This window comes from Polaromonas sp. OV174 (genome assembly GCF_900112285.1).
GTDB lineage: Bacteria > Pseudomonadota > Gammaproteobacteria > Burkholderiales > Burkholderiaceae_C > Polaromonas.
In genome coordinates this window covers 229,203-252,259 of record NZ_FOKZ01000003.1, presented here as the reverse complement: position 1 = coordinate 252,259, position 23,057 = coordinate 229,203, and the positions used below count along the sequence as shown (strand labels likewise).

Annotated in this window: 21 protein-coding genes; 14 read left to right on the top strand and 7 right to left on the bottom strand. The window is 61.5% G+C overall.

What is annotated here, in order from left to right; all coding sequences use genetic code 11:
• The first annotated feature begins 36 nt into the window (after positions 1–36).
• From BM160_RS04530 to BM160_RS04500, 7 genes are all read left to right on the top strand, one after another.
• Positions 37–1,839: a type IV pilus assembly ATPase TfpB gene (locus BM160_RS04530; protein ID WP_092001295.1), complete on the top strand. Its 1,803-nt coding sequence runs from the start codon at positions 37–39 to the stop codon at positions 1,837–1,839.
• 124 nt (positions 1,840–1,963) lie between these two features.
• Complete coding sequence (locus tag BM160_RS04525) at positions 1,964–2,452, top strand: tripartite tricarboxylate transporter TctB family protein (RefSeq protein ID WP_092001122.1); 489 nt, start codon at positions 1,964–1,966, stop codon at positions 2,450–2,452.
• A gap of 12 nt (positions 2,453–2,464) precedes the next feature.
• Positions 2,465–3,976 (top strand): tripartite tricarboxylate transporter permease, encoded by a 1,512-nt coding sequence (locus tag BM160_RS04520; protein ID WP_092001119.1) that lies wholly within the window; start codon positions 2,465–2,467, stop codon positions 3,974–3,976.
• Between the two features lie 283 nt (positions 3,977–4,259).
• Entirely contained in the window at positions 4,260–5,153 is an 894-nt protein-coding gene (locus BM160_RS04515; RefSeq protein WP_255368631.1) for a DMT family transporter, read from the top strand.
• Between the two features lie 71 nt (positions 5,154–5,224).
• Positions 5,225–6,019 carry an SDR family oxidoreductase gene (locus BM160_RS04510; protein WP_092001113.1) on the top strand — a complete coding sequence of 265 codons (795 nt, stop codon included), beginning with the start codon at positions 5,225–5,227 and terminating at the stop codon, positions 6,017–6,019.
• Entirely contained in the window at positions 6,016–6,411 is a 396-nt protein-coding gene (locus BM160_RS04505; protein WP_369821741.1) for a hypothetical protein, read from the top strand. Before BM160_RS04510 ends, BM160_RS04505 begins: the two co-directional genes overlap by 4 nt.
• Positions 6,405–7,970 (top strand): phospholipase D family protein, encoded by a 1,566-nt coding sequence (locus BM160_RS04500; RefSeq protein ID WP_092001110.1) that lies wholly within the window; start codon positions 6,405–6,407, stop codon positions 7,968–7,970. Before BM160_RS04505 ends, BM160_RS04500 begins: the two co-directional genes overlap by 7 nt.
• A gap of 13 nt (positions 7,971–7,983) precedes the next feature.
• On the opposite strand, the gene BM160_RS04495 is transcribed toward BM160_RS04500, so the two are convergent.
• Both BM160_RS04495 and BM160_RS04490 read right to left on the bottom strand, forming a co-directional pair.
• Positions 7,984–8,892 (bottom strand): amino acid ABC transporter substrate-binding protein, encoded by a 909-nt coding sequence (locus BM160_RS04495; protein WP_092001108.1) that lies wholly within the window; start codon positions 8,890–8,892, stop codon positions 7,984–7,986.
• A gap of 92 nt (positions 8,893–8,984) precedes the next feature.
• Positions 8,985–9,413 (bottom strand): VOC family protein, encoded by a 429-nt coding sequence (locus BM160_RS04490; RefSeq protein ID WP_092001104.1) that lies wholly within the window; start codon positions 9,411–9,413, stop codon positions 8,985–8,987.
• 116 nt (positions 9,414–9,529) lie between these two features.
• Between BM160_RS04490 and BM160_RS04485 the strand changes: the two genes are divergently transcribed.
• Positions 9,530–10,408 (top strand): LysR family transcriptional regulator, encoded by an 879-nt coding sequence (locus BM160_RS04485; protein WP_092001102.1) that lies wholly within the window; start codon positions 9,530–9,532, stop codon positions 10,406–10,408.
• 26 nt (positions 10,409–10,434) lie between these two features.
• Here BM160_RS04485 and BM160_RS04480 read toward each other — a convergent pair whose 3' ends face one another.
• Positions 10,435–11,334, bottom strand: a complete 900-nt coding sequence (locus BM160_RS04480) for a DMT family transporter (protein WP_092001098.1) — start codon at positions 11,332–11,334, stop codon at positions 10,435–10,437.
• Positions 11,335–11,481: 147 nt separating this feature from the next.
• On the opposite strand from BM160_RS04480, the gene BM160_RS04475 reads away from it, so the two are divergent.
• Together BM160_RS04475 and BM160_RS04470 are read left to right on the top strand one after the other, a co-directional pair.
• Entirely contained in the window at positions 11,482–12,477 is a 996-nt protein-coding gene (locus BM160_RS04475; RefSeq protein ID WP_177218905.1) for a quinone oxidoreductase family protein, read from the top strand.
• An 11-nt stretch (positions 12,478–12,488) separates the two neighbouring features.
• Entirely contained in the window at positions 12,489–13,304 is an 816-nt protein-coding gene (locus tag BM160_RS04470) for an NUDIX hydrolase (protein ID WP_092001095.1), read from the top strand.
• 24 nt (positions 13,305–13,328) lie between these two features.
• Here BM160_RS04470 and BM160_RS04465 read toward each other — a convergent pair whose 3' ends face one another.
• The 4 genes from BM160_RS04465 to BM160_RS04450 form a co-directional block, all read right to left on the bottom strand.
• Positions 13,329–14,987, bottom strand: a complete 1,659-nt coding sequence (locus BM160_RS04465; protein ID WP_092001093.1) for a Na/Pi cotransporter family protein — start codon at positions 14,985–14,987, stop codon at positions 13,329–13,331.
• A 54-nt stretch (positions 14,988–15,041) separates the two neighbouring features.
• Entirely contained in the window at positions 15,042–15,545 is a 504-nt protein-coding gene (lspA, locus tag BM160_RS04460) for a signal peptidase II (RefSeq protein ID WP_092001090.1), read from the bottom strand.
• Entirely contained in the window at positions 15,545–18,376 is a 2,832-nt protein-coding gene (gene ileS, locus BM160_RS04455; RefSeq protein ID WP_092001087.1) for an isoleucine--tRNA ligase, read from the bottom strand. The genes lspA and ileS overlap by 1 nt, the downstream gene beginning before the upstream one ends.
• 113 nt (positions 18,377–18,489) lie before the next feature.
• The gene (locus BM160_RS04450) at positions 18,490–19,464 is read right to left on the bottom strand and encodes a bifunctional riboflavin kinase/FAD synthetase (RefSeq protein ID WP_092001084.1); all 975 of its coding nucleotides are present in this window, start codon (positions 19,462–19,464) and stop codon (positions 18,490–18,492) included.
• 161 nt (positions 19,465–19,625) lie between these two features.
• On the opposite strand from BM160_RS04450, the gene BM160_RS04445 reads away from it, so the two are divergent.
• The 4 genes from BM160_RS04445 (at position 19,626) to BM160_RS04430 (ending at position 23,055) form a co-directional block, all read left to right on the top strand.
• Entirely contained in the window at positions 19,626–20,183 is a 558-nt protein-coding gene (locus tag BM160_RS04445; RefSeq protein ID WP_092001081.1) for an HNH endonuclease, read from the top strand.
• 74 nt (positions 20,184–20,257) lie between these two features.
• Positions 20,258–21,193: a bestrophin family protein gene (locus BM160_RS04440; protein WP_092001078.1), complete on the top strand. Its 936-nt coding sequence runs from the start codon at positions 20,258–20,260 to the stop codon at positions 21,191–21,193.
• A 256-nt stretch (positions 21,194–21,449) separates the two neighbouring features.
• Positions 21,450–22,439: a TRAP transporter substrate-binding protein gene (locus tag BM160_RS04435; RefSeq protein WP_092001286.1), complete on the top strand. Its 990-nt coding sequence runs from the start codon at positions 21,450–21,452 to the stop codon at positions 22,437–22,439.
• Between the two features lie 100 nt (positions 22,440–22,539).
• A complete protein-coding gene (locus BM160_RS04430; RefSeq protein WP_092001075.1) occupies positions 22,540–23,055 on the top strand; it encodes a TRAP transporter small permease in 516 nt (171 codons plus the stop codon).
• Positions 23,056–23,057: the final 2 nt, after the last annotated feature.

Sequence of the window (23,057 nt, the reverse complement as noted above, 5' to 3'; positions counted from 1 at the left end):
GTTTTCTCCGGTGCCAGATGGGGTAAAGTGCTTTTCATGAGCGCTGTGATCCCCCCACCATCTCCAGTCAATCCCCAGGCTCACAAGCTGCATTCGGGGCCGCTGGACTGGCGCAAGCTGGTCGAATGGCTCAGTGAGGACGGCGTCATCAGCCGGGCCGAGGCGCAGCGCACCATTACCCGCTGCGCGCAGGTGCACAGCGCCCAGCACCCGCTGATCCGGCTGGCCAGCGTCGGCATGACGCGGGTGGCCGACGGCAAGCCGCTGGATATCGAATCCATCGCCCAGTGGCTGGCCGGTCGCGCCGGCCTGCAGTATCTGCGCATAGATCCGCTCAAGGTCGATGTCGGCAAGGTGGCCGACAGCATGTCCGCCGTTTATGCCGAGCGGCACAAGGTCTTGCCGGTTCAGGTCACGCCCCATGAGGTGGTGATCGCCACCTCCGAGCCCTTCATCAACGACTGGGTTTCCGAGATAGAGCGCCAGTCCAAGCGCAGCGTGCGCCTGGTGCTGGCCAATCCGCAGGAGATTGCCAAGTTCACGGCCGAATTTTTTGCCCTGGCCAAATCGGTCAAGGCCGCGCTCAAGGCGGGCGGTGCTAACGGCTCGGCCAGTTTCGAGCAGCTGGTTGAACTCAACAAGAGCACCAAACAGCTCGATGCCAACGACCAGGGCGTGGTGCAACTGGTGGACTGGCTCTGGCAATATGCTTTTGACCAGCGCGCCAGCGACATTCACCTGGAGCCGCGGCGCGAGCAGGGCGTGATCCGTTTCCGTATTGACGGCGTGCTGCATCCGGTTTATCAGCTGCCCATGGGCGTTCACAACGCCATGACGGCGCGCATCAAGCTGCTGGGCCGCATGGACGTGGTGGAGAAGCGCCGGCCGCAAGACGGCCGCATCAAGACCCGCAATCCGCGCGGCGACGAAGTCGAAATGCGTCTGTCGACCTTGCCCACGGCCTTTGGCGAAAAAATGGTCATGCGTATCTTTGATCCCGACACCACGGTCAAGGATCTGGATGCGCTGGGCTTTGCGCAGCACGATGCCGAGCGCTGGGAGCAACTGGTCAAGCGGCCCCACGGCATTGTGCTGGTGACCGGCCCAACCGGCTCGGGCAAGACCACCACGCTGTATTCCACGCTCAAGAGGCTGGCCACCGAGGCGGTCAATGTCAGCACGATTGAAGACCCGATCGAGATGATAGAGCCGGCGTTCAACCAGACGCAGGTGCAGCCGCAGCTCGATTTCGGCTTCCCGGAGGGGCTGCGGGCCCTGATGCGGCAGGATCCCGACATCATCATGGTGGGGGAAATCCGCGACCTGCAGACGGCGGAAATGGCGGTGCAGGCGGCGCTGACGGGTCACCTGGTGTTCAGCACGCTGCACACCAACGATGCGCCTTCGGCGGTATCCCGCATGATGGAACTGGGCATCCCGTCTTATTTGCTCAATGCCACCTTGCTGGGGGTGCTGGCGCAGCGGCTGGTGCGCACCCTGTGCAGCCAATGCCGCGAGCCGGACGCCAGCGCCGCCCGCGACACGCTGGTGGAGCTGGTCAAGCCCTGGCAGATCAGCGGCGGCTATCGGCCCTACAAACCGGTGGGCTGCGTGGATTGCCGCATGACCGGCTTCAGGGGGCGCATGGGCCTGTATGAGTTGCTGACGGTGAGCGAAGGTTTCAAGGAAAAGGTTTCCAAAGAGCCCAGCATCGATGCGCTGCGCCACCAGGCGGTCAAGGAGGGGATGCGCCCGCTGCGGCTGGCAGGCGCACTGAAAGTGGCCGAAGGCCTGACTACGATAGAGGAAATTCTGGCCGCCACCCCGCCCTTGGCCTGAAATCTTCTGCATCCGGGCAACAGGTTATATGAGGGTAAGCCCCATGTAAGTGAAAGCCACATACCCCGGCTTGACGATTGAATGCACAATCCACGGATTCAATCTTTTGCAGAGGAGACAAACCGTGAATATCAAGAGTCAAAAAGACTTTTTTTCCGGTCTCATGTTCATGGGCGTCGGGGTGGCGTTCGCATGGGGCGCAACGACCTATAACGTCGGCGAGGGTGCCCGCATGGGCCCCGGTTACTTCCCGCTCATGTTGGGCATACTGATGGCCATTCTGGGCGCTGCCATCACCTTCAATGCGCTGGTCGTCGAGTCCGAAGGTGGCGACAAGGTCGGTAAGTGGGCCTGGAAGCCGCTGATCCTCATTATTGCTGCCAACCTGGTTTTCGGCGTATGTCTGGGCGGCCTGCCTTCGATTGGCGTGCCAGCCTTGGGCATGATTGTTGGAATTTACTTCCTGACCTTTATCGCCAGCATGGCGGAATCCGGTTGGAAAGTTAAGAACACGTTTATTTTGGCCACTATTTTGGCGGTGGGCAGTTACGTCGCTTTCGTCATGGCGCTAAAGCTGCAGTTCGTGGTATGGCCCACCTTCATTACCGGCTAAGGATATAAAAAAATGGAATTGCTTCAACATTTGTCGCTGGGGTTTGGCGTGGCCTTCACGCCGATCAACCTGCTGTACTGCTTGGTGGGCTGTGTTTTGGGAACGCTGATTGGCGTCCTTCCGGGCATCGGTCCGGTCGCCACCATCGCCATGCTGCTGCCCGCCACCTACGCATTGCCCCCGGTGTCGGCGCTGATCATGCTGGCCGGTATTTATTACGGTGCGCAGTATGGCGGCTCCACTACCGCCATTCTGGTGAATTTGCCGGGAGAGTCTTCGTCGGCGGTCACCTGTATTGACGGCTACCAGATGGCGCGAAAAGGGCGGGCGGGGCCGGCACTGGCTGCCGCGGGCCTGGGCTCCTTCTTTGCCGGTTGCGTCGGCACGCTGATCCTGGCCGCCTTCGCGCCGCCACTGACCGAGTTGGCCTTCAAGTTCGGCCCTGCCGAGTATTTTTCGCTGATGACCCTGGGCCTGATCGGCGCCGTGGTGCTGGCTTCGGGCTCACTGCTCAAGGCGATTGCCATGATCGTGCTGGGCCTGCTGCTCGGCCTGATCGGCACCGACGTGAACTCGGGCGTGGCTCGCTTCAGCTTTGACATTCCTGAACTGACCGATGGCATCGGCTTCGTGGTGATTGCCATGGGCGTGTTCGGCTACGGCGAGATCATCAGCAACCTGTCGCAGCCAGAGCATGAGCGCGAGGTCTTCACGGCCAAGGTGTCCGGTCTGTTCCCGACCAAGCAGGATTTCAAGGACATGACGCCTGCCGTGCTGCGCGGTACCGCTTTGGGTTGTGCTTTGGGCATTCTGCCTGGCGGTGGCGCCTTGTTGTCGGCCTTTGCCGCCTATGCGCTGGAAAAGAAGATGAAGATGAAGCCGGGCGAAGTGCCTTTTGGTCAGGGCAACATCCGCGGTGTGGCGTCGCCAGAGTCGGCCAACAATGCCGGTTCGCAGACTTCCTTCATTCCGCTGCTGACGCTGGGCATTCCGCCCAACGCCGTGATGGCCCTGATGGTGGGCGCCATGACGATTCACAACATTCAGCCCGGCCCGCAGGTCATGACCAGCAACCCCGAACTGTTCTGGGGCCTGATCGCCTCGATGTGGATCGGCAATGCCATGCTGGTGGTTTTGAACCTGCCGCTGATCGGCATGTGGATCAAGCTGCTGACCGTGCCCTACCGCTATCTGTTCCCGTCCATCGTGCTGTTCTGCGCCATTGGTGTGTACTCGACCAACAACAACACGTTTGACGTGTGGATGGTGGGCATTTTTGGTGTGATCGGTTACGCCTTCGTCAAGCTCGGCTGCGAACCCGCACCTTTGCTGCTCGGTTTCATCCTGGGCCCCATGATGGAAGAAAACCTGCGCCGGGCGCTGCTGCTGTCGCGTGGCGACTGGAGCGTGTTCGTGACGCGTCCCCTGTCTGCTGGCCTGCTGGTTGCCGCCGCTCTGATGCTGGTGATCGTGCTGCTGCCCGCCGTCAAGAGTAAACGGGAAGAGGCTTTCGTCGAGGACTGATCATCGCCTCTTGACGTTCTGATTCAACGGCGCCTCAGGGCGCCGTTTTTCATGGGCGAGTGGGGCGCCGCAGTTCACGGTGTTTCTTCTTTTGGACTCTTGAGCCGTCTTCAATGGCGGTGCCTACCCCGACAATGTCAGATGTCGCCTGGCCGCTTCCTGTGCCAAACTCATCAACAGGAAGCTGGCGCGCTTTGTCGCAGTGAACAGAGCGCTTGGCGTTTAAGGGTATGTTTTGAACAGTAATTTAGATATAAATAGGCCTCTAGCCCAAGTGGAGCGGGTGCAAGCAGCTACTAAAAGCATAGCGTCCGGGCTGTTGCTGGCGACTTTCGGGGCGATCGCCTTCAGCGGCAAGGCGATCATCGTCAAGCTGGCCTACCGCTACGGCGTCGATGCCGTCACGCTGATCATGTACCGCATGCTGTTTGCCCTGCCGATTTTTGCCCTGATGGCCTGGTGGGCCAGTCGGGGCAAGGCCGCACTGACGCGCAAGGACTGGCTGGGCGTGCTCTGGCTTGGCTTTACCGGCTACTACCTGGCGAGCTTTTTGGACTTTGCCGGGCTGGCCCATATCAGCGCTTCGCTGGAGCGACTGATTCTCTATCTCAACCCGACTCTCGTCATGCTGTTGGGTCTGGTGCTGTACCAGCGACGCATCACGCGGCGGCAAGTTGTCGCCATGGCCATCAGCTATTGTGGCGTGGTGCTGGTGTTCGGCCACGAAATCACCCTGCAGGGCCCTGACGTTGCCTGGGGTGCGCTGCTGGTGCTACTCAGCGCGGTCAGCTATGCGATCTATATGGTTTACAGCGGTGAGCTGGTCAAGCGCCTGGGTTCGCTACGGCTGGTGGGGCTGGCCACCAGCATCGCCTGCCTGCTGTGCCTGCTGCAGTTCTTGCTGCTCAGACCGCTGAGCGCCGCTGCGGTGGCGCCAGAGGTGATCTGGCTGTCGCTGCTCAATGCCATCCTGTGCACCGCCGTGCCGGTGCTGATGGTGATGATGGCGATTGAACGCATTGGCGCCAGCCTGTCCGCGCAGACCGGCATGGTGGGGCCTATGTCCACCATACTGATGGGAGTGTGGATTCTGGGCGAGCCGTTCACCGCCTGGGTGGCGGCCGGCACGGTGCTGGTGATTGCCGGAATTTTTGTCTTCACGCGCTCGGCCCGCTAGGGGCGCTAGCCCGACGCGCAAACTTCGTATCATGGCGGTTTCGCCATGCTCGAGCTCTCTAAGGAACTGTTATGAATTTAGGTATTGCCGGTAAATGGGCGCTGGTATGCGGCGCCAGCAAGGGGCTGGGTTTTGGCTGCGCACAAGCCCTGGTGCGTGAGGGCGTGCATGTGCTCATCGTCGCCCGCGGTGCCGAGGCGCTGCAGCTGGCTGCTAGTAAATTAATAGCTGATAGCGACCGTCCAGCAAGCGCTACAGTGCAATATGTTGCTGCAGACATCACCACGATCGAAGGTCGGGCCGCGGTTTTTGCGCTACGCAAGGATTTCGACATCGTCGTCACCAACGCAGGCGGTCCGCCCACCGGCGATTTCCGCGACTGGGATAGGGACAGCTGGATCAAGGCGGTGGACGCCAATATGCTGACGCCTATCGAGCTCATCAAGGCCACGGTCGATGGCATGGCGGAGCGTGGCTTTGGCCGCGTCATCAACATCACCTCCAGCGCCGTCAAGGCACCCATAGATATTCTGGGCTTGAGCAACGGCGCACGCAGCGGCCTGACCGGTTTTGTCGCCGGTGTGGCGCGCAGCAAGCTGGCCTCGCGCGGCGTCACCCTCAACAACTTGCTGCCGGGCAAGTTCGATACCGACCGTCTGGCCTCGACGATGGGCGCCGCAGCGCAAAAAACCGGCAAGAGCCTGGATGACATCCGCCAGGCCCAGGCGGCGCAAATCCCGGCGCAACGCTTTGGCACAGCCGAAGAGTTCGGCGCCATCTGCGCCTTTTTATGCAGTGTGCAGGCTGGCTACATGACTGGTCAGAATGTGCTGGCCGACGGCGGCGCCTATCCCGGAACGTTTTGAGCACAGAGACCGATGCCATGGAGCTGCGCTACCTGAGCTTTGACTACAGCGAAGATACCGAGGGCACGGGCAGCTTTGAAGCCATGGCCTCGATCTGGGCCGAGCAGGTGCCAGCCGTGCAGGCTGAAATTGTCAGCGTGCTCGATTGGGCTCACCAGGCTTTTCCCGATACCCGCGCTCCGGTGGCCGAGGGCGGCGACTGGGATTACGACCTGCATGGCTTGCGCGAATTCAGCGCCACTGATCAGCTCAGCTACGACGCGGCCACGCGCCAGCTGTCCGTGCAGAGCGGGCCGGCCGGCAAGCCGCGCCACACTTTCACGCTGTTGCTCAGCGCCAGCCCGGCGTTTTCCGAGCAGTTTCGGCAGCGTTTTGACCTGGATGCATGTTGAGCGAGAACTTGCGGCGCCGGCTGCGCCCCAGCTTTGTGGCCAGCGCCGCGCTGCTGGTCATGGGTGCCCTGGCCGGCTGTGGCCTGCAGCCACCAGCGCAGGGCTGGGCGGTGACCACCGCAGGGCTTGATACCGCCGATACCCGCCTGGGCAAGGCGATAGCGCCGCATGCCCAGGCCCACCCCGGACTGGCCGGCGTGATTCCGCTCGGGAACGGGCGCGATGCCTTTGCCTCGCGGGCGCTGCTGGCCGATGCGGCGCAGCGAACGCTGGACGTGCAGTACTACATCTGGCGCAACGACATGTCAGGGCGTCTGCTGTTCGAGGCCTTGCACCGTGCTGCCGACCGGGGCGTGCGCGTGCGGCTGCTGCTGGATGACAACAACACCAGCGGGCTGGATCCGATTCTTGCCGCGCTTGATGCCCATCCGCATATCGAAGTGCGCTTGTTCAACCCTTTCGTGAACCGCCGCTGGCGTGCCTTGGGCTACCTCAATGATTTTTCGCGCCTGAACCGGCGCATGCACAACAAGTCTTTCACCGCCGACAACCTGGCCAGCATCATTGGCGGGCGCAACGTGGGCGACGAGTATTTCGATGCCGGGCAGGACCTGCTGTTTGTCGATCTTGACGTGTTGGCCGTGGGTCCGGTGGTCAGCGAAGTGTCGCGCGACTTTGACCGTTATTGGTCCAGTCCTTCCGCCTATCCCGTGTCCAGCTTGCTGGCCAGCGTCGATCCGGCGACGGTGGCCGGCGTCACCACGGCGGCGGCGCTAGTCGAGCGCAATCCGGCTGCGCGTGCCTATGTCGAGGCGTTGGCCAAGTCGCCATTCGTGCGCGACTTGCTGGCCGGCAGCTTGCCTTTCGAGTGGGCGCCGACGCGGCTGGTCAGCGACGACCCCGCCAAGGGGCTCGGTCAGGCGCCCGAACATAGCTTGCTGCTGCCACGGCTGAAGGAAATTCTGGGCACGCCTACGCGCGAGGTGGAGCTGGTGTCGCCCTATTTTGTGCCCACGGCCGTGGGGGTGCAGGCCTTGGCCGGCATGACGGCCGCGGGCGTCAAGGTGTCGGTGCTGACCAATTCACTGGAGGCCACCGACGTGGCCGTGGTGCATGCCGGTTATGCCAAGCGACGCAAGGCCATGCTCGAGGCTGGCATCCGCCTGTTTGAGATGAAACGCAGCTCGCCCCTGACGGTTAAAAAAGAGCTGGGTTTAAGCGGCAGCTCGGCTTCCAGCCTGCATGCCAAGACCTTTGCCGTCGATGGCCGCCGGGTGTTCGTAGGCTCTTTTAATTTCGATCCGCGTTCCGCGCGCCTGAACACGGAGATGGGCTTTGTGATCGACAGCCCCAACATGGGCACTGGGATTGCCGATGCCTTTGCCCGGCGGGTGAGCGCCCACTCCTACGAAGTTCGGCTGGGGAAATCCGGCGCGCTTGAATGGGTGGAGCAGCTTGAGGGCCAATCGCTGGTGCATGAACAGGAGCCGGGCACGAGCTGGCTTTTGCGCAGCTCGGTCTGGTTCTTGTCTTTGCTACCGATAGAGTGGATGCTGTAAGCGCTGCACGGCTTCAGTTGGGCAAATAGTCTTCCAGTGGCTTGTCGCTTGGATTGGCCCAGGCGGCCTTGGTCAGGGCATTTGGCGGCAAACCGACTTTGGTGTTGTTGGGTGGAATCGGCTGCATGAACCACTTGTCGTAGAGCTTGGCGATTTCACCGCTTGCCGCCATCGCCTTGATGCTGTCATCCACCGCCTTTTTGAAGCCGACATCGTTTTTGTTCAGCATGATGGCAATCGGCTCAATGCTCAAAACCTCATCCAGCAGACGGTAGCTTGAGGAGTTTTTCGACATCGAAATCAGGGTTGCCAGAATCTGGCCGTCCGCGATGTTGGCATCGGCCCGACCACTTTCCAGCAGCAAAAAGGCTTCGCTATTGTCCTTGCCCATCAAGGCCTTGATGTCGGCCTTGTTGGCGCGCTCATGTTTGCGCAGCAGCTGAACCGAGGTGGTGCCCGTGGTGGCGCTCACGGTCTTGTTGGCGAGCTGGGCAATGCTGTTAAAGCCAGTGCTGGTCTTGACGGCGACGCGTACTTCTTCAACGTAAAGCGTGGGCGCAAAAGCCACATCTTTTTGGCGTGCGGCGCTGTTGGTGGTGGTGCCGCATTCGATGTCTACGGTGCCGTTCTGCACGAGGGGAATACGGTTTTGCGGCGTCACCGACTGGTATTTGATGTCCAGCTTTTTGACGCCGAGTTGCTTTTGAATGTCGGCCAGTACCCGCTGGCAAACGTCATGGTGAAAGCCGGCGTAGACGTTGGCGCCCAGCGTGTAAGACATGGCACCCGACGACTCGCGCACCCCCATGGTGATGGTGCCGGTTTCCTTCATCTTCTTCAGGGCGTCATTCGCCTGGACAGAGCCCGCGGCCAACATGGCAAGCATCAGGGCAGCAAACTTTACGGAAAGTGGTTTCTTCATGGGGCGCAATGTGTGAGGTGGGTTTGAACTGGGAAGCCAGCGTCAGGGGGCAGGGCTTGAGGCCCCGTCCCCCGACTTCGTAGCTGTGAGATTTACTTGGCGAACAAGGAGCTCAGGTCGGCAAAGGACTTGAACTCCACGGCGTTGCCGGACGGGTCAAGAAAAAACATGGTGGCCTGTTCGCCGGGCTCGCCTACGAAACGGATGTGCGGCTCGATCACGAATGGCATGCCGGCAGCCTTGAGCTTGTCGGCCAAAGCCAGCCATTGCTCCATGGGCAGCACGGCACCGAAGTGGCGCACCGGCACGTTGTGGCCGTCCACGGCACTGGTCGAGCGATGGCCGACTTCGCTGGGGGCCAGATGCGCCACGATCTGGTGACCGTAGAAATTGAAATCTATCCACTCGGGTGAGCTGCGGCCTTCCGGGCAGCCAAGCAGATCGCCATAGAAGCGGCGTGCTTCGGCCAGGTCGTTAACTGGAAAGGCAAGGTGAAAGGGAGGCAGCGTGCTCGTGGTCATGGGGTGTCCTTGAAGGCGTGGGGTTTGAGATGTGTGTTTGAACTTTAGGGTGTTTCATTGATCATGAAAAGCGATATATATTTGATCTAAGTCAAAATAAAATTAATGAATAAACCATGATTTCTGAATTACGAACGTTGATGGCCGTCGCCCGTCACGGCACTTTTGCTGCGGCTGGCAAGCACATAGGGCTGACCCAGTCAGCGGTGAGCAGCCAGATCAGGCGCCTGGAAGAGTCCTTGGGTTTTGAGCTTTTTGACCGGACCGGCCGTTCCGCGACGCTGAATGCGGCCGGCGGCATGACCTTGCAACGGGCAGAAGAAATCGTGGCGCTTTTTTCCAGGCTCGGCGAGCCGGCTGCCGATGAAAGTGCCGATGGCTTGCTCCGTATAGGTGCCATTGCGTCGGTGCAGTCCACGCTGCTGGCCCGGGCTCTGGTGCCTTTTCGCAAGCAGTTTCCCAAGCTGCGCATGCGCATCGTTCCCGGTGTCTCCATGCATTTGATGGACCAGTTGGATGCGGGGGAAATTGACACCTCCATCATGATTCGCCCGAGTTTTGGCATGCCGCCCGAGCTGGTCTGGCAGCCGCTGGTTCAGGAGCCGTATGTGCTCCTGGTCCCTGCAGCAGTGAAGGGGCGCGACTGGCGTGCGCTGATCCAGACCCAGCCCTTTCTGCGTTACGAGCGAACCTCGTTTGGGGGCAGAAAGGTCGAGCGCTTTTTGCGCGCCATGGGGCTGAGCGTGCAGGAGTCTATCGAGCTCGATGAAATCGAGGGCATGGTGCAGATGGTGGCCAATGAACTGGGCGTTGCCTTGATGCCGATGGCGCAAGCGCATTTGCCGCTCCCGCCCCAGGTGCGGGCCATTTCGTTGGGTGAAGATACTTTCTACCGGGAGGTGGGCATTCTTCAGCGCGCCTCAAAGGTCAGCCGGCCTGGGGTCAGCCAGCTGGCGCATTGCCTTTGCAAGGCGGCCGGGATTGATGGGCAATGACTTCGCGAAATTCTCGCTTTGGTGCTTTACCGCTGCGCCGATACCACGATGCCGCCCACGATCAGCACGAAGGCCAATGCGTGGTAGAGATGGGGCAACTCCCCCAGAAAGACCGCTGACAGCAGGGCGGCAAACAGCGGCATGAGGTTGGAGAAAAAACCTGCAATTGCCGGGCCGGCGCGTTGCACGCCCACGCCCCAGCAGCGGTAGGCAATCACCGCCGGGCCGATGGCGATAAACAGCAAGGCCATCACCAGCGGCCAGCCCCAGCTGATGTGGACGTCCAGCAGAGCCCATTCGCCGGCAGCAAACAAACCGGACCAGCCCAGGCCAAACACAATCTGCGCCATCAGGAAAGCGGCCCAGTCGTTGCGGATTTCGGGCGCCTCCTTGGGCTGGGACAGCAGCCAGCTATAAAACGCCCAGGACAGGGTGGCCAGCAGCACATAGAGATCGCCAGGCACCAGCCTGACCTGCGCCAGCAAGGCCCACTGGCCGCGCGTGAGCACCACCAGCACGCCGGCAATCGACAGCAGGGCGCCACCAATCTGCTGGCGCGATACGCGCTGGCCGAAGCACAGTGCGCCAACTATCAGCATCCAGACCGGCACACTGGACGCCACCAGTGTCACGTTGAGCGGGGTGGAGGTTTTCAGTGCCAGGTATTGCAAGGCGTTGTAGCAGCCCACGCCAAGCAAGCCCAGTAGCGCAAAGCGTTTCCAGTCTGGCCATAGCGCGCTGTCGCGCTTCAGTAAGCGGTGGGCTAGCGGCAAGAGAATGACGAAGGCCAAAACCCAGCGTAGAAAATTAAGCGTCATGGGCGGCACCAGCCCGGTGACGAGGCGGCCGACGACGGCGTTGGCGGCCCAGAGCAGGGGCGCCAGCGTCAGCAAAAAGGCGGTGGCAGGGGTCAGTCTTTGATTCATGAGGGGGACTTTACCAAGCGAGTTACGCGTTCTGCGGCGCACCGGTTTTAAACGCTTGGAAGAGCAGTTTTTTGTGATTCATGGCAGGATAGCGGCCAGTCGATTTCCCCCTTCATTGATACGCTGACAGAGCGCAAGAAAGCCTTTATGACCGCCATGATTTCCAAAGCCATTCGCATAGACCAGCACGGTGGCCCCGAAGAACTCAAGATCGTTGACGTGACCGTGGGCGAACCCGGCCCCGGCGAGATCCGCATACGTCACAAGGCCATAGGGCTGAACTTCATCGATGTCTACCAGCGCAGCGGCCTGTATCCGCAGGTCATGCCGGTTCAATTGGGCATGGAGGCTGCTGGCGTGATCGAGGCCGTGGGCCAGGGCGTGACGCACCTGAAAGTGGGTGACCGCGCCGCCTATGCCAGCCAGCCGCCGGGCAGCTATTGCGAGCTGCGCGTGATGCCCGCCAAATGCGTCTGCAAGCTGCCCGACGCGATCTCCTTCGAAACTGGCGCGGCCATGATGCTCAAGGGCCTGACCGCGCAATATTTGCTGCGCCGTAGTCAGCCGCAGGGCGGGCTCAATGCGGGCGACTTCGTGCTGTTTCACGCCGCTGCAGGCGGTGTCGGCCTGATCGCCTGCCAATGGGCAAAAGCCATGGGCCTGCAGCTGATAGGCACGGCCGGGTCGGACGAAAAATGTGCGCTGGCCAAGGCCCATGGCGCGGCTTTCGTCATCAACTACGCCAAGGAAGACTTCGTCGCCCGCGTCAAGGAGATCACCGCCGGCCAGGGCGTGAAGGTGGTTTATGACTCGGTCGGCAAAGACACTTTCGACCGTTCGCTCGATTGCCTGCGTCCCTTCGGCCTGATGGTCAGTTTTGGCAATGCCTCCGGCCCGGTCGCGCCTTTTTCGCCCGGCATCCTGGGCCCCAAGGGTTCTTTGTATGTGACGCGCCAGACCTTGTTCAGCCACATCACCACGCGTGAAAGCACACAGGAGATGGCGGATGATTTGTTTGCGATGGTCAGCAGCGGCAAGATCAACATTCGCATTGACCAGCGCTTTGCCCTGGCCGATGTGGCCGACGCCCACCGTGCGCTGGAAGCCCGCAAGACCACGGGCTGCACCATTCTCACGCTCTAGGGCCAGACCGCATGCCGCTTGAGTTTGATGCCCAATGGTTGCGCCGTCTGCAGGCGGCTGCCAGCCAGGCGCCGTTGCGCCCGCGGGTACCGCTCTGGGCCGGGGACGCTGTGATTGGCTCGGTGGAAACCGATTTTTTACGTCAAATAGCCCTCCAGCCCTTGCTGGACGGGCGCAACCCGCTATTAAAAGAAGAGTATTCGGAGCAGGCCGGCTGGCGCTTGCTGGGCGATGTGACGAGCGGCCTGAACCGCGTCGCCACGGCCTTGCATGAAGCCGGCCTGGCCGGCGCCTGGCGCAACGAGCAGCTCGCGGTGTCCGATCCGTCGGGCCAGCGCCAGGGCACGGTAGAGCGAGCCGCGGTCAGGCCGTTGGGCATAGTGACGCAGGCCGTGCATCTGGTGGGGCAAACGCCTGAGGGCAGCGTCTGGGTGCAGCAGCGAGCCCTGGACAAGGCCAACGACCCCGGTCTGTGGGATACCTTGATGGGCGGCATGGTGGCGGCGGCGGACACGCTTGAAACCGCGCTGGCGCGTGAGACCTGGGAGGAGGCCGGCCTGCGGATTGTCGAGCTGCAGGCCATGCGCTACGGCGGGCGCCTGAGCATCTGCCGGCCCAGCCAGGATGGCCGGGGCGCCGGTTATGTCAGCGAGCACATCGACTGGTATGTCTGCACCGTGCCCGATGGTTTGACGCCAGATAACCAGGATGGCGAGGTGGCGCAGTTTTGCCTGATGGATAAAGGTCAATTGCTGGCCGCCTTGCAGCGCGATGAATTCACCCTGGAGGCGGCGCTGATTCTGCTGCAGGTGCTGGGCCTGCCCTGAACGGCTTGAGGCCGTTCGGGGGGCTCAGGGCTTCATGGCCAGGGCCTCGGGACGCAGGCGGTTGGGGGCCAGCGCGCCGGCCGAGTCCAGAATCGGGTAGGCAATGGAGCAGATGTGTGAGTTGATGCGCTTGAGGTCGCTGATCAGGTCGATATGCAGCGAGCTGGTTTCCAGGCTTTGCAGCGTATTGGCCGATAGCCGGCTCAGGTGGTTGGTGGCATAAGCGCGTTCGAGGTCGCGAAAGCGTGCTTTTTCTTCCAGCAGTTTCTGGGCATCGCGCACGTTACCGTTCAGGAATACGCTCATGCCCAGATGCAGATTGCTGATCAGGCGCTCATGCAGCTCGACAATTTCGGCCATGCCGGCTTCGGAAAAGTGGCGGCCCGGCTTGATCTTCTTGTCCTCGATATCTATCAGCACGCGCTCAATGATGTCGCCAATCTGCTCCATGTTGATGGTGAAGCTGATGATGTCGGTCCAGCGGCGGCTTTCTTCCTCGCCCAGCGCCTCGCGGGAAATTTTGGTCAGGTAGTACTTGATGGACGAGTACAGGGTGTCGACCGTGTCGTCGAGCTTGCGCAGCTCTTCGGCCAGTCGCAGGTCATTGTTGCGGATCACAGGCAGCACGCCGTTGAGCATGGTCTCCACCACATCGGCCTGGTGCATGGCCTCGCGTGCGGCGCAGGAGATGGCCAGGGAGGGCGTAGCGAGCGCGGAGGGGTCCAGATGCTGCAGGCGGATTTGCGAGGGCGAGGCCTCCGGTTTGGGCAGCAGCTTTTGCACCCATTTGGCGACCAGCTGGGTCAGGCCTATGAAGCCCAGGCTGATCACCACATTGAAGGCCAGATGAAACATCACCACGGCGCTGGTGATGTCAGGCAGCCAGGGCCTGGCGTAGCTCAGCCACAGACCTATGCAGGGCGCAACAATGGTCACGCCCATGACCTTGAAAACCAGGTTGCCGACGGTGACATGGCGGGCTTCGACCGAGGACTTGAGGGTGGTCAAAACGGCCAGGATGCCGCTGCCCAGATTGGCACCCAGGACCAGGCCCAGCGCCACATCCAGCGGTATCGCCGTAGACGCCGCCAGCGCGGCGATCAGCAGCACCACGGCGAGGCTGGAGTAAGACAGCACCGCCAGGGTGGCGCCCACTGTGATTTCCAGCAAGACGTCGCTGCCCAGCGAAGACAGCAGGGCGCGCACCGCCGGCGCGGCCAACAGCGGCTCGGTGGCATCGACCACCAGACGCAAGGCCAGCAGCATCAGGCCCAGGCCGATGAAGACGCGGCCGACCCGTCCCACTGTGCCGTCTTGCCGCGAGAGGAAGAGCACCACGCCGGCAAAAATAAACAGCGGCGACAGCCATGACAGGTCGAAGGAGAAGAGCACCGCCATCACGGCCGTGCCTATGTCGGCGCCACGCATCACCGCCAGCGCCGCGGGCAGCGAGATGAGGCCTTGCCCGACGAAGGAGGAGGTCATGAGCGAGGTGGCGGTGCTGGACTGCACCAGGGCCGTCACCCCTATACCCGAGAGCGCCGCGGTGAAGCGGTTGGCCATGCTGCGGGCCAGCATGTTGCGCAGATTGGCGCCAAACACTCGCAACACACCGGTACGGACCAGATGGGTGCCCCAGACAAGCAGCGCAATGGCCGCCAATAAATTCAACAAATGCTTCATAGACTTCTGGCTGACTATACCCCCGGCGCGAACGCCCGGAGGCCCGGCAGAACCCTATGCCTTGGCGCGACGCACGCGCAGCAACTCGTCAAGAATGAGGCAGACGGCACCGACGGTGATGGCGCTGTCGGCAATGTTGAAGGCCGGGAAGTGCCAGCTGCCGTAATGAAAGTCCAGAAAGTCCACCACGTAGCCGTGCAGCGTGCGGTCTATCACATTGCCCAGCGCGCCGCCCAGAATGCAGGCCATGGCAAACGAGAACAGCTTTTGTCCCGCATGCGATTTGAGCATCCAGATGATGAAGGCGGCGGCGACCAGGCCCAGGACCGTGAAAAACCAGCGTTGCCAACCCGACGCGGAGGCCAGGAAAGAAAAGGCGGCGCCGGTGTTGTGCACCCTGACCACGTTAAAAAAACTGGTCACATAGGTGGCGTCGCCCAGGCGGTAATAGCCCAGGATCAGCACCTTGGTGAACTGGTCGGCGATCAGCAGAATCAGTGCCAGGCCCAGCCAGGGCAGCATGGCGGCCGAGGTTTTTTTCAGGCTAGCCTTCGCCATTATGCGAATTGCCGGGCTTCGCCCGCGCCAAACAGGTTGCTGGTGCAGCGGCCGCAAATGGCCGGGTGGGCCGGGTCGATGCCGACATCCTCGCGGTAGTGCCAGCAACGCTCGCACTTGATGGCGGAACTGGTGCTGACGCCTGCCTTCAGGTCGTCTCCAGCTACTAAATTAATAGCGGATGTGATGAAGACAAACTTCAAGTCATCGCCCAGGCTGCTGAGCAGCGCATGGTCGTCGGCGTTGAGCTGCAGCGCCACATTGGCCTGCAGCGACGAGCCGACCTTGCCCTCGGCACGCAAGGTTTCTATGTCTTTGTTGACCGCGTTGCGGATGTCGCGAATGCGCGACCATTTGCCGAGCAGGGCGGCATCGGGCGCCGGAAATTCGGCGTAGGTTTCCAGAAAGATGGATTCCGACTGGCCGAAAAACTTCCAGGCCTCTTCGGCGGTAAAGCTCAGGAAAGGCGCCATCCAGCGCAGCATGGCATGGGTGATCGCGTGCAGGGCGGTTTGCGCGCTGCGCCGTGCCAGTGACTTGGGACCGGTGGTGTAGAGCCGGTCTTTCAGGATGTCCAGATAGAAGGAGCCCAGGTCTTCGCTGCAATAGATTTGCAGCTTGGAGACGACCGGATGGAACTCATAGACCTCGTAGTGCGCCAGGATGTCGGCCTGCAACTGCGCCGCACGGCTCAGGGCATAGCGGTCGATTTCCAGCATCTGGTCAAACGGCACGGCGTCCTGGGCCGGGTCAAAGTCGCTGACGTTGGCCATCAAAAAGCGCAGCGTGTTGCGGATGCGGCGGTAAGCGTCGACCACGCGTGCCAGTATCTTGTCGTCAATGCCCAGGTCGCCGGAATAGTCGGTGGAGGCGCACCACAGGCGGATGATTTCGGCACCCAGCTTGTCGCTGACTTCCTGCGGCACCACGGTGTTGCCTTCGCTCTTGCTCATCTTGCGGCCCTTGCCGTCCACCGTGAAGCCGTGCGTCAGCAGGCCCTTGTAAGGGGCGTGGTCGTACATGGCGCAAGCCGTGAGCAGCGAGGAGTGGAACCAGCCCCGGTGCTGGTCGTGACCTTCCAGATAGAGGTCTGCCGGCCAGGCCGATTGCGCGGCGTGGCTGTTCTTGAGCACGTGGAAATGCGTGGTGCCCGAGTCAAACCACACATCCAGGATGTCGGTGCTCTTGATGTAGTCGGGTGCGTCGGCGCCAATGATGGACTCCGCGCAGGCCTTGCTCCAGGCCTCGACGCCGCCAGCCTCAACCATGCTAGCTGCCTGGTCCATGATCTCCATGGTGCGCGGGTGCAACTCGCCGGTGGCGGTGTGGATGAAGAAGGGCAGCGGCACGCCCCAGTTGCGCTGGCGGCTGATGCACCAGTCGGGCCGGCCGGCGATCATGTCGCGCAGGCGAGTCTTGCCGTTTTCGGGATAGAAACTGGTTTCCTCGATGGCGTTGAGCGCCAGCTGGCGCAAGGTTTGCGCTGCCTTGTCCTTGGTGAACACGCCTTCGCCTTCGTCCATGCGCACAAACCATTGGGCGGCCGCGCGGTAAATCACCGGCGTCTTGTGGCGCCAGCAGTGCGGGTAGCTGTGCACGATGTCGTGGCTGGCAAACAGGCGGCCGTGCTCGCGCAGCTTGTCTATCACCAGCGGTGCGGCCTTCCAGATGTTGAGCCCACCAAACAGCGGCAGCTCATCGACGTAGCGGCCGTTGCCCTGTACCGGGTTCAGGATGTCGTCGTAAGCAATGCCGTTGGCGACGCAGGAGTTAAAGTCTTCCACGCCGTAAGCGGGCGAGGAGTGCACTATGCCCGTGCCGTCGTCGGCGGTGGCGTAGTCGGCCAGGAACACCGGGCTCAGGCGCCGGTAGCCGTGGTTCCCGCCGTCATCCTCCACGTCGTAAAACGGATGCTGGAAGTTCAGCAGTGCCAGCTTTTTGCCCGGCGTGGTGGCCAGCACCGTGCCGGTCAGCTGGTAGCGCTCCATGCATTTCTCGACCAGTACGGCGGCCAGCAGCAGGATGCCGCGCTCGGTGTCTACCAGCGCGTATTCCAGATCCGGGTTGAGGTTGAGCGCCTGGTTGGCGGGAATGGTCCACGCGGTGGTGGTCCAGATCACGGCAAAGGCGTCTTTGGCCAGGCTCTTCAGGCCAAAGGCGGCGGCCAGCTTGTCGGGCTCGGCCGCCTTGAAGCCGACGTCCAGCGTCTGCGACTTCTTGTCGGCGTATTCGATTTCAAACTCGGCCAGCGAAGAGCCGCAGTCGAAACACCAGTACACGGGTTTCAGGCCGCGGTAGACAAAGCCGCGCTCCATGATGCGTTTGAGCGCGCGGATTTCATTGGCTTCGTTGCCGAAATCCATGGTGCGATAGGGATTGTCCCATTCGCCCAGCACGCCCAGGCGCTTGAAGTCGGCCATCTGGCCGGCGATTTGTTCGGTGGCAAAGGCGCGGCTTTTGGCTTGCACCTCATCGCGCGGCAGGCTGCGGCCATGCAGTTTTTCAATCGCGTTCTCGATCGGCAGGCCATGGCAGTCCCAGCCCGGCACATAGACGGCGTCCATGCCCTTGAGCTGGCGCGCCTTGACGATCATGTCTTTGAGCACCTTGTTGACGGCGTGGCCGATGTGGATCTTGCCGTTGGCGTAGGGCGGGCCGTCGTGCAGCACAAACCTGGGGGCGCCGCAACGGGCATCGCGCAGCTTTTTGTAGACGCCCTTGTCTTCCCATTCCTTGACCCAGCCCGGCTCGCGTTTGGGCAGGTCGCCACGCATGGGGAAGGGGGTGTCGGGCAGATTCAGGGTTTGGCGGTAGTCGACTTTTTCGGTCATATTGAAACTCTTGGGGGGCAAACTTTGGGGATGATGGGCAGTCCTCAAGACCCCCTTCAAATGATCCCCTGCAGGGCAGGGGGCGAACGGTGAGAGCGGGGCGCAGCGCCCCGTCAAATTCGCGTAGCGAAAAAGGCACGGGCATCGTCACAGTCTTTGGTGATGCCCCGGGTCAGGGCTTCCAGACCGTCGTATTTCAGCTCGTCGTGCAGTTTGTGTAGCAGTTCCACACGGATGATTTTACCGTACGCCCCTTCGGCGCCAAGGCTGGCGGGCCAATCGAGGCAGTGGGTCTCCAGCAGCACGCGCCCGCCATTGACGTCGTCCGGGTCTATGGAGGGGCGTATGCCCAGATTGGCGACGCCGGGCAGAGGCGATTCGCTCAGGCCATGCACCAGCACCGCAAAAATGCCGCTGGCGGCCGGCTTCCAGTGGGAAAAGCGCAGGTTGAGGGTGCGAAAACCCAGCTCGCGGCCCAGCTTGCGGCCATGCACCACATGGCCGGAGATGCTGTAGGGCCGGCCCAGCAGGCCGGCGACCCGCTCCATGTCGCCATGCGCCAGGGCCTCGCGTACGGCCGAGCTGGAGACCCGGGTGCCGTGCACCTCGTAGCTGTTCATGCGGGCAACGTCAAAGCCCAGGCGCTCGCCGGCGGCGTCCAGCATGGCGTAGTCGCCCGCGCGCTTGCTGCCAAAGCGGAAATCATCGCCTACCAGCACGTAGCGTGCGCCCAAACCTTGCAGCAGCACGTCCTGGATAAAGCCTTCCGGCGTTTGCGCTGCCAGCGGCGCGTCAAAGGGCAGGATCACGCACTGGTCTATGCCGCAGCGCGCCAGCTCGGTCAGCTTGTCGCGCAGCGTGGCGATGCGGGCGGGCGCCAGCTCGGGTTTGCGGGCCACGGCGGCAAAGTAATCCCGCGGATGCGGCTCAAAACTCAGCACGCAGCTGGGCACGCCGCGGTGCTGGGCCTCGTTTTTCAGCAAGGCCAGCATGGCTTGATGACCACGGTGCACACCGTCGAAATTGCCAATCGTCAGGGCGCATTGCGGCAGCAATTGGGGATGAAGGTAACCACGGAAAACTTTCATGGGCTAATTATCGTTTTTATAGCGCTAAGGCCTGAAGAGTTGGGGCTGACACCGGCGGATCATGAATTGAGAAGCGCTTGGTCGTGTGGCCTTCATGATTTAGCTGTATATTGTTTTATTGACAGTTCGACACCGTGTTTCCATTTTCATGGAGGTTCGTTTTGAAGGTCTTGAAGCTCTCAGCCCAAGGGTTGCCACAGTCGTGGATCAGCCTTGAACTGGCCGTTTTACATTACGCGGCGGATGAAGTGCGCTGGGAGCTGGGAGCGCGGATTGCCACCTTTCATGGCGGCCACAATGCCATCACCGGCAAGCAGTCCATCATCACTGTCAACAGCATCATAGGCACCCGCGGCGTGCCCAATATCAATCCGTTTGACCTCAAGCCGGGGTTGACCAATGGCAAGCTGTTCACGCGTGACCGCAATGTCTGCGCCTACTGCGGCAGCCACCATGCCGAAGAGGTGCTGACGCGCGAGCACATCATTCCACTGGCGCAGCAAGGCATTGACAGCTGGATGAACGTGGTCACAGCCTGTCGCGCCTGCAACCACCGAAAAAGCAATCGCACGCCGGAGCAGGCCCATATGCCGCTGCTCTACACGCCTTATGTGCCCAGCCTGTGGGAAGACTTCATCTTGCGCAACCGCCGCATCCTGGCGGACCAGATGGAGTTTTTGATGGCCCATGTCCCCAAATCCTCGCGCTTGCTGAGCTGAAATTCATGCGCTATCCAGGTCCTTCTACGCCTGGCGGTATGGTTAAATAAGGGTTTTCCCTTAATTGTCTTTTCATGATCGTCCGAGATCGACCTTCCGGCATCAAGTTGTTTTTTGTCCTGCGTGGCTCGATCCTGCCGAGGATTCGAAATACCTTGCTGATCAACACGCTGAGCGCGATTTTGGTGACGCTAGCGCACGGCAACCTGTTCACGGTCAAGATCACCCTGACGACCATTCCCTTCACCCTGATCGGTTTGCCGCTGGCGATTTTTCTGGGTTTTCGCAATTCCGCCGCCTATGACCGCTACTGGGAAGGGCGCAAGCTGTGGGGCGAGCTGGTGCTCAGAAGCCGTTCGCTCTCCCGGCAATGCCAGAGCTTTATCCAGCCCTTGGCCGGGCAGGCCAGCGAGGCGGCGCAGGCGCGCCGGCGCATGCTTTACCGCGCTATCGCCTTTGCCCATGCCTTGCGGCTGCAGCTGCGCGACCATGCCGACTATGGCGAATTGCAGCGCTGGGTGCCCGAGGCCGAATGGGCCAGCCTGCAAAAAGCGTCCTGCAAGCACGATGCGCTGATGCTGAACATGGGCAAGGAGCTCGGGCATTGCCAGCAACAAGGCTGGATTGAGCCCTGTCTGACGGCGACCATAGACAACACCTTGTCGGCCCTGACGTCCTCGGCCGCTTCTTGTGAGCGCATCAAGGGCACGCCGGTGCCGTTTTCCTACACGCTGCTGCTGCACCGAACGGCCTATCTCTACTGTTTTCTGCTGCCCTTCGGCCTGGTCGACACCATAGGCTTTATGACCCCGTTTGTGGTCGCCATCGTGGCCTACACCTTTTTTGGCCTGGACGCGCTGGGCGATGAAATCGAGGAGCCCTTTGGCCTGGAGTCCAACGACTTGCCGCTCGATACCCTGTGCCACACCATTGAGCAAAATCTGCTGGAGTCATTGGGCGAGCCGGTGCCGCAGAACAAACAGGCATCGCTCAACTACTGCCTGAGCTGATCGCCGCCATCCAGGCTGGAGCATGTCGCACACCTAAAAACCTACTTTGGGCGTAATTTGCTATATTTTTAGTAGCTATTTGCGCCCGTACCACAAGGGCTAGGACTCGTTTTTTCTTGAAATTTTCCCCTGGCGTGCCGCTGCCAGGGCTTGGCTGTGCCCGCGCCTCAGCGCGTGGGCCAGGATGTAGCCAAATGTGAAACCTACAATACCGCTTCTCTATTTGTAGCTACACCTAAAAACAAGGATGACATTGATGACTAGCCTTCGCCGCACCTTCGTGGCCACTTGCGCCCTGGCGGCCCTGACCGTTTCCACCGCAACCGTGTTTGCCCAGCAGGCCAAAGACGTCAAGCTGGGTTACGCCCTGGCCGTGAACTCCCATTACGGCGCCGCGGCACAAGCCTGGTCCGATTCGGTCGAGAAAAGCACCAACCAGGCCTTTAAGTTCAAGCAATTTCCCTCCAGCGCCCTGGGCGGCGAACGCGAGCTAATCGAAGGTCTGCAGCTGGGCACCGTCGAGGCGGTCATCGTTTCCACCGGCGCGCTGAGCAATTTCGTGCCCGATGTGGGTGTGGTGGACGTTCCCTTTCTGTTCCGCGACACGGCCCATGCCCGCGCCGTGCTGGATGGCAAGTTCGGTCAGGATTTGCTGACCAAGTTCCGGGCTCGCGGCCTGATCGCACTGGCCTGGGGCGAGCAGGGCTTTCGCCATCTGACCAATAACAAGCACGCGGTCAGCAAGCCGGAAGACCTGAAGGGCCTGAAGATTCGCGTGACCGAGAACCCGGTTCACATCACGGCTTTCCGCACCCTGGGCGCATCGCCCACGCCCATGTCCTGGCCCGAAGTGATAGGCGCCCTGCAGCAGGGCACCATAGACGGCCAGGAGAACCCGCTGTCAGTCGCCGTGTCGGCCAAGCTGTGGCAGGTGCAAAAGCACATGACGCTGACCTCGCACGTCTACGCGCCCGTGGCGCTGATCGTCTCGCCCGGTTTCTGGAACAGCCTGAACGATGCCCAAAAGGCCGCCTTCACCGAAGGCGCGCGCGCCGGTGCGCTGGCTTCGCGCAAGTTCGTCGACGACGTCGAGAAAAAGGGCGTGGAAGAGATGAAGTCGCACGGCACCCAGGTGGTGACCCAGGTCGACAAGGCGGCCTTCAAGACGGCCATGGCCCCGGCCTACAAGCAGTACGCCAGCAAATTCGGCCAGAAAACGCTGGACGACATCAGCAACGTCAAGTAATCCGGGCCTTTAGCGCCCGATTGCAGCGCCCGGCCTGGTCCGGGCGTTTTGTTGTTTCCATTCTTTTTGAGGAAGGCGCCCGCGGGCGCCTTGTTTCCTTATGCTAAATCGCCTTGAGAGCATCCTGGTGGCGTGCAACCGCTGGCTGCTGATTGTTTTGTTGCTGGCCATGGCCTGCATCGTGTTTGCCAATGTGGTGCTGCGTTACACCACCGGCGACTCCCTGGTCTGGGCCGAGGAAGTCGCGCGCCACCTGATGATCTGGGGCACCTTTCTGGGCGCCGGCCTGGTGCTGCGCTTTGGCGGCCATGTCGCCATCGACAATCTGCACAAGGCCGTCAGCACGCCGCTGGCGCGGCTGCTGCGCGGCGTGGTGGTGGCAGGCATTGGCGTGTTTGCGCTGGTGATGACCTACTCCTCCATCCTCTACGTCTGGGCCACGCGCTTTCAGACCACGGCGGCCACCGACATCCCGATCTCCTGGATTTACTCGGCCATGCCGGTGGGCTTTTTTCTGCTGTTTATTCACCTGCTCTTCATCGTGCGCGGCTACGTCAAGGACGGCAGCTACGAGAGTTCGGACGAGATGGACGCCGACGCTGCGGCCTCGCTTTGATT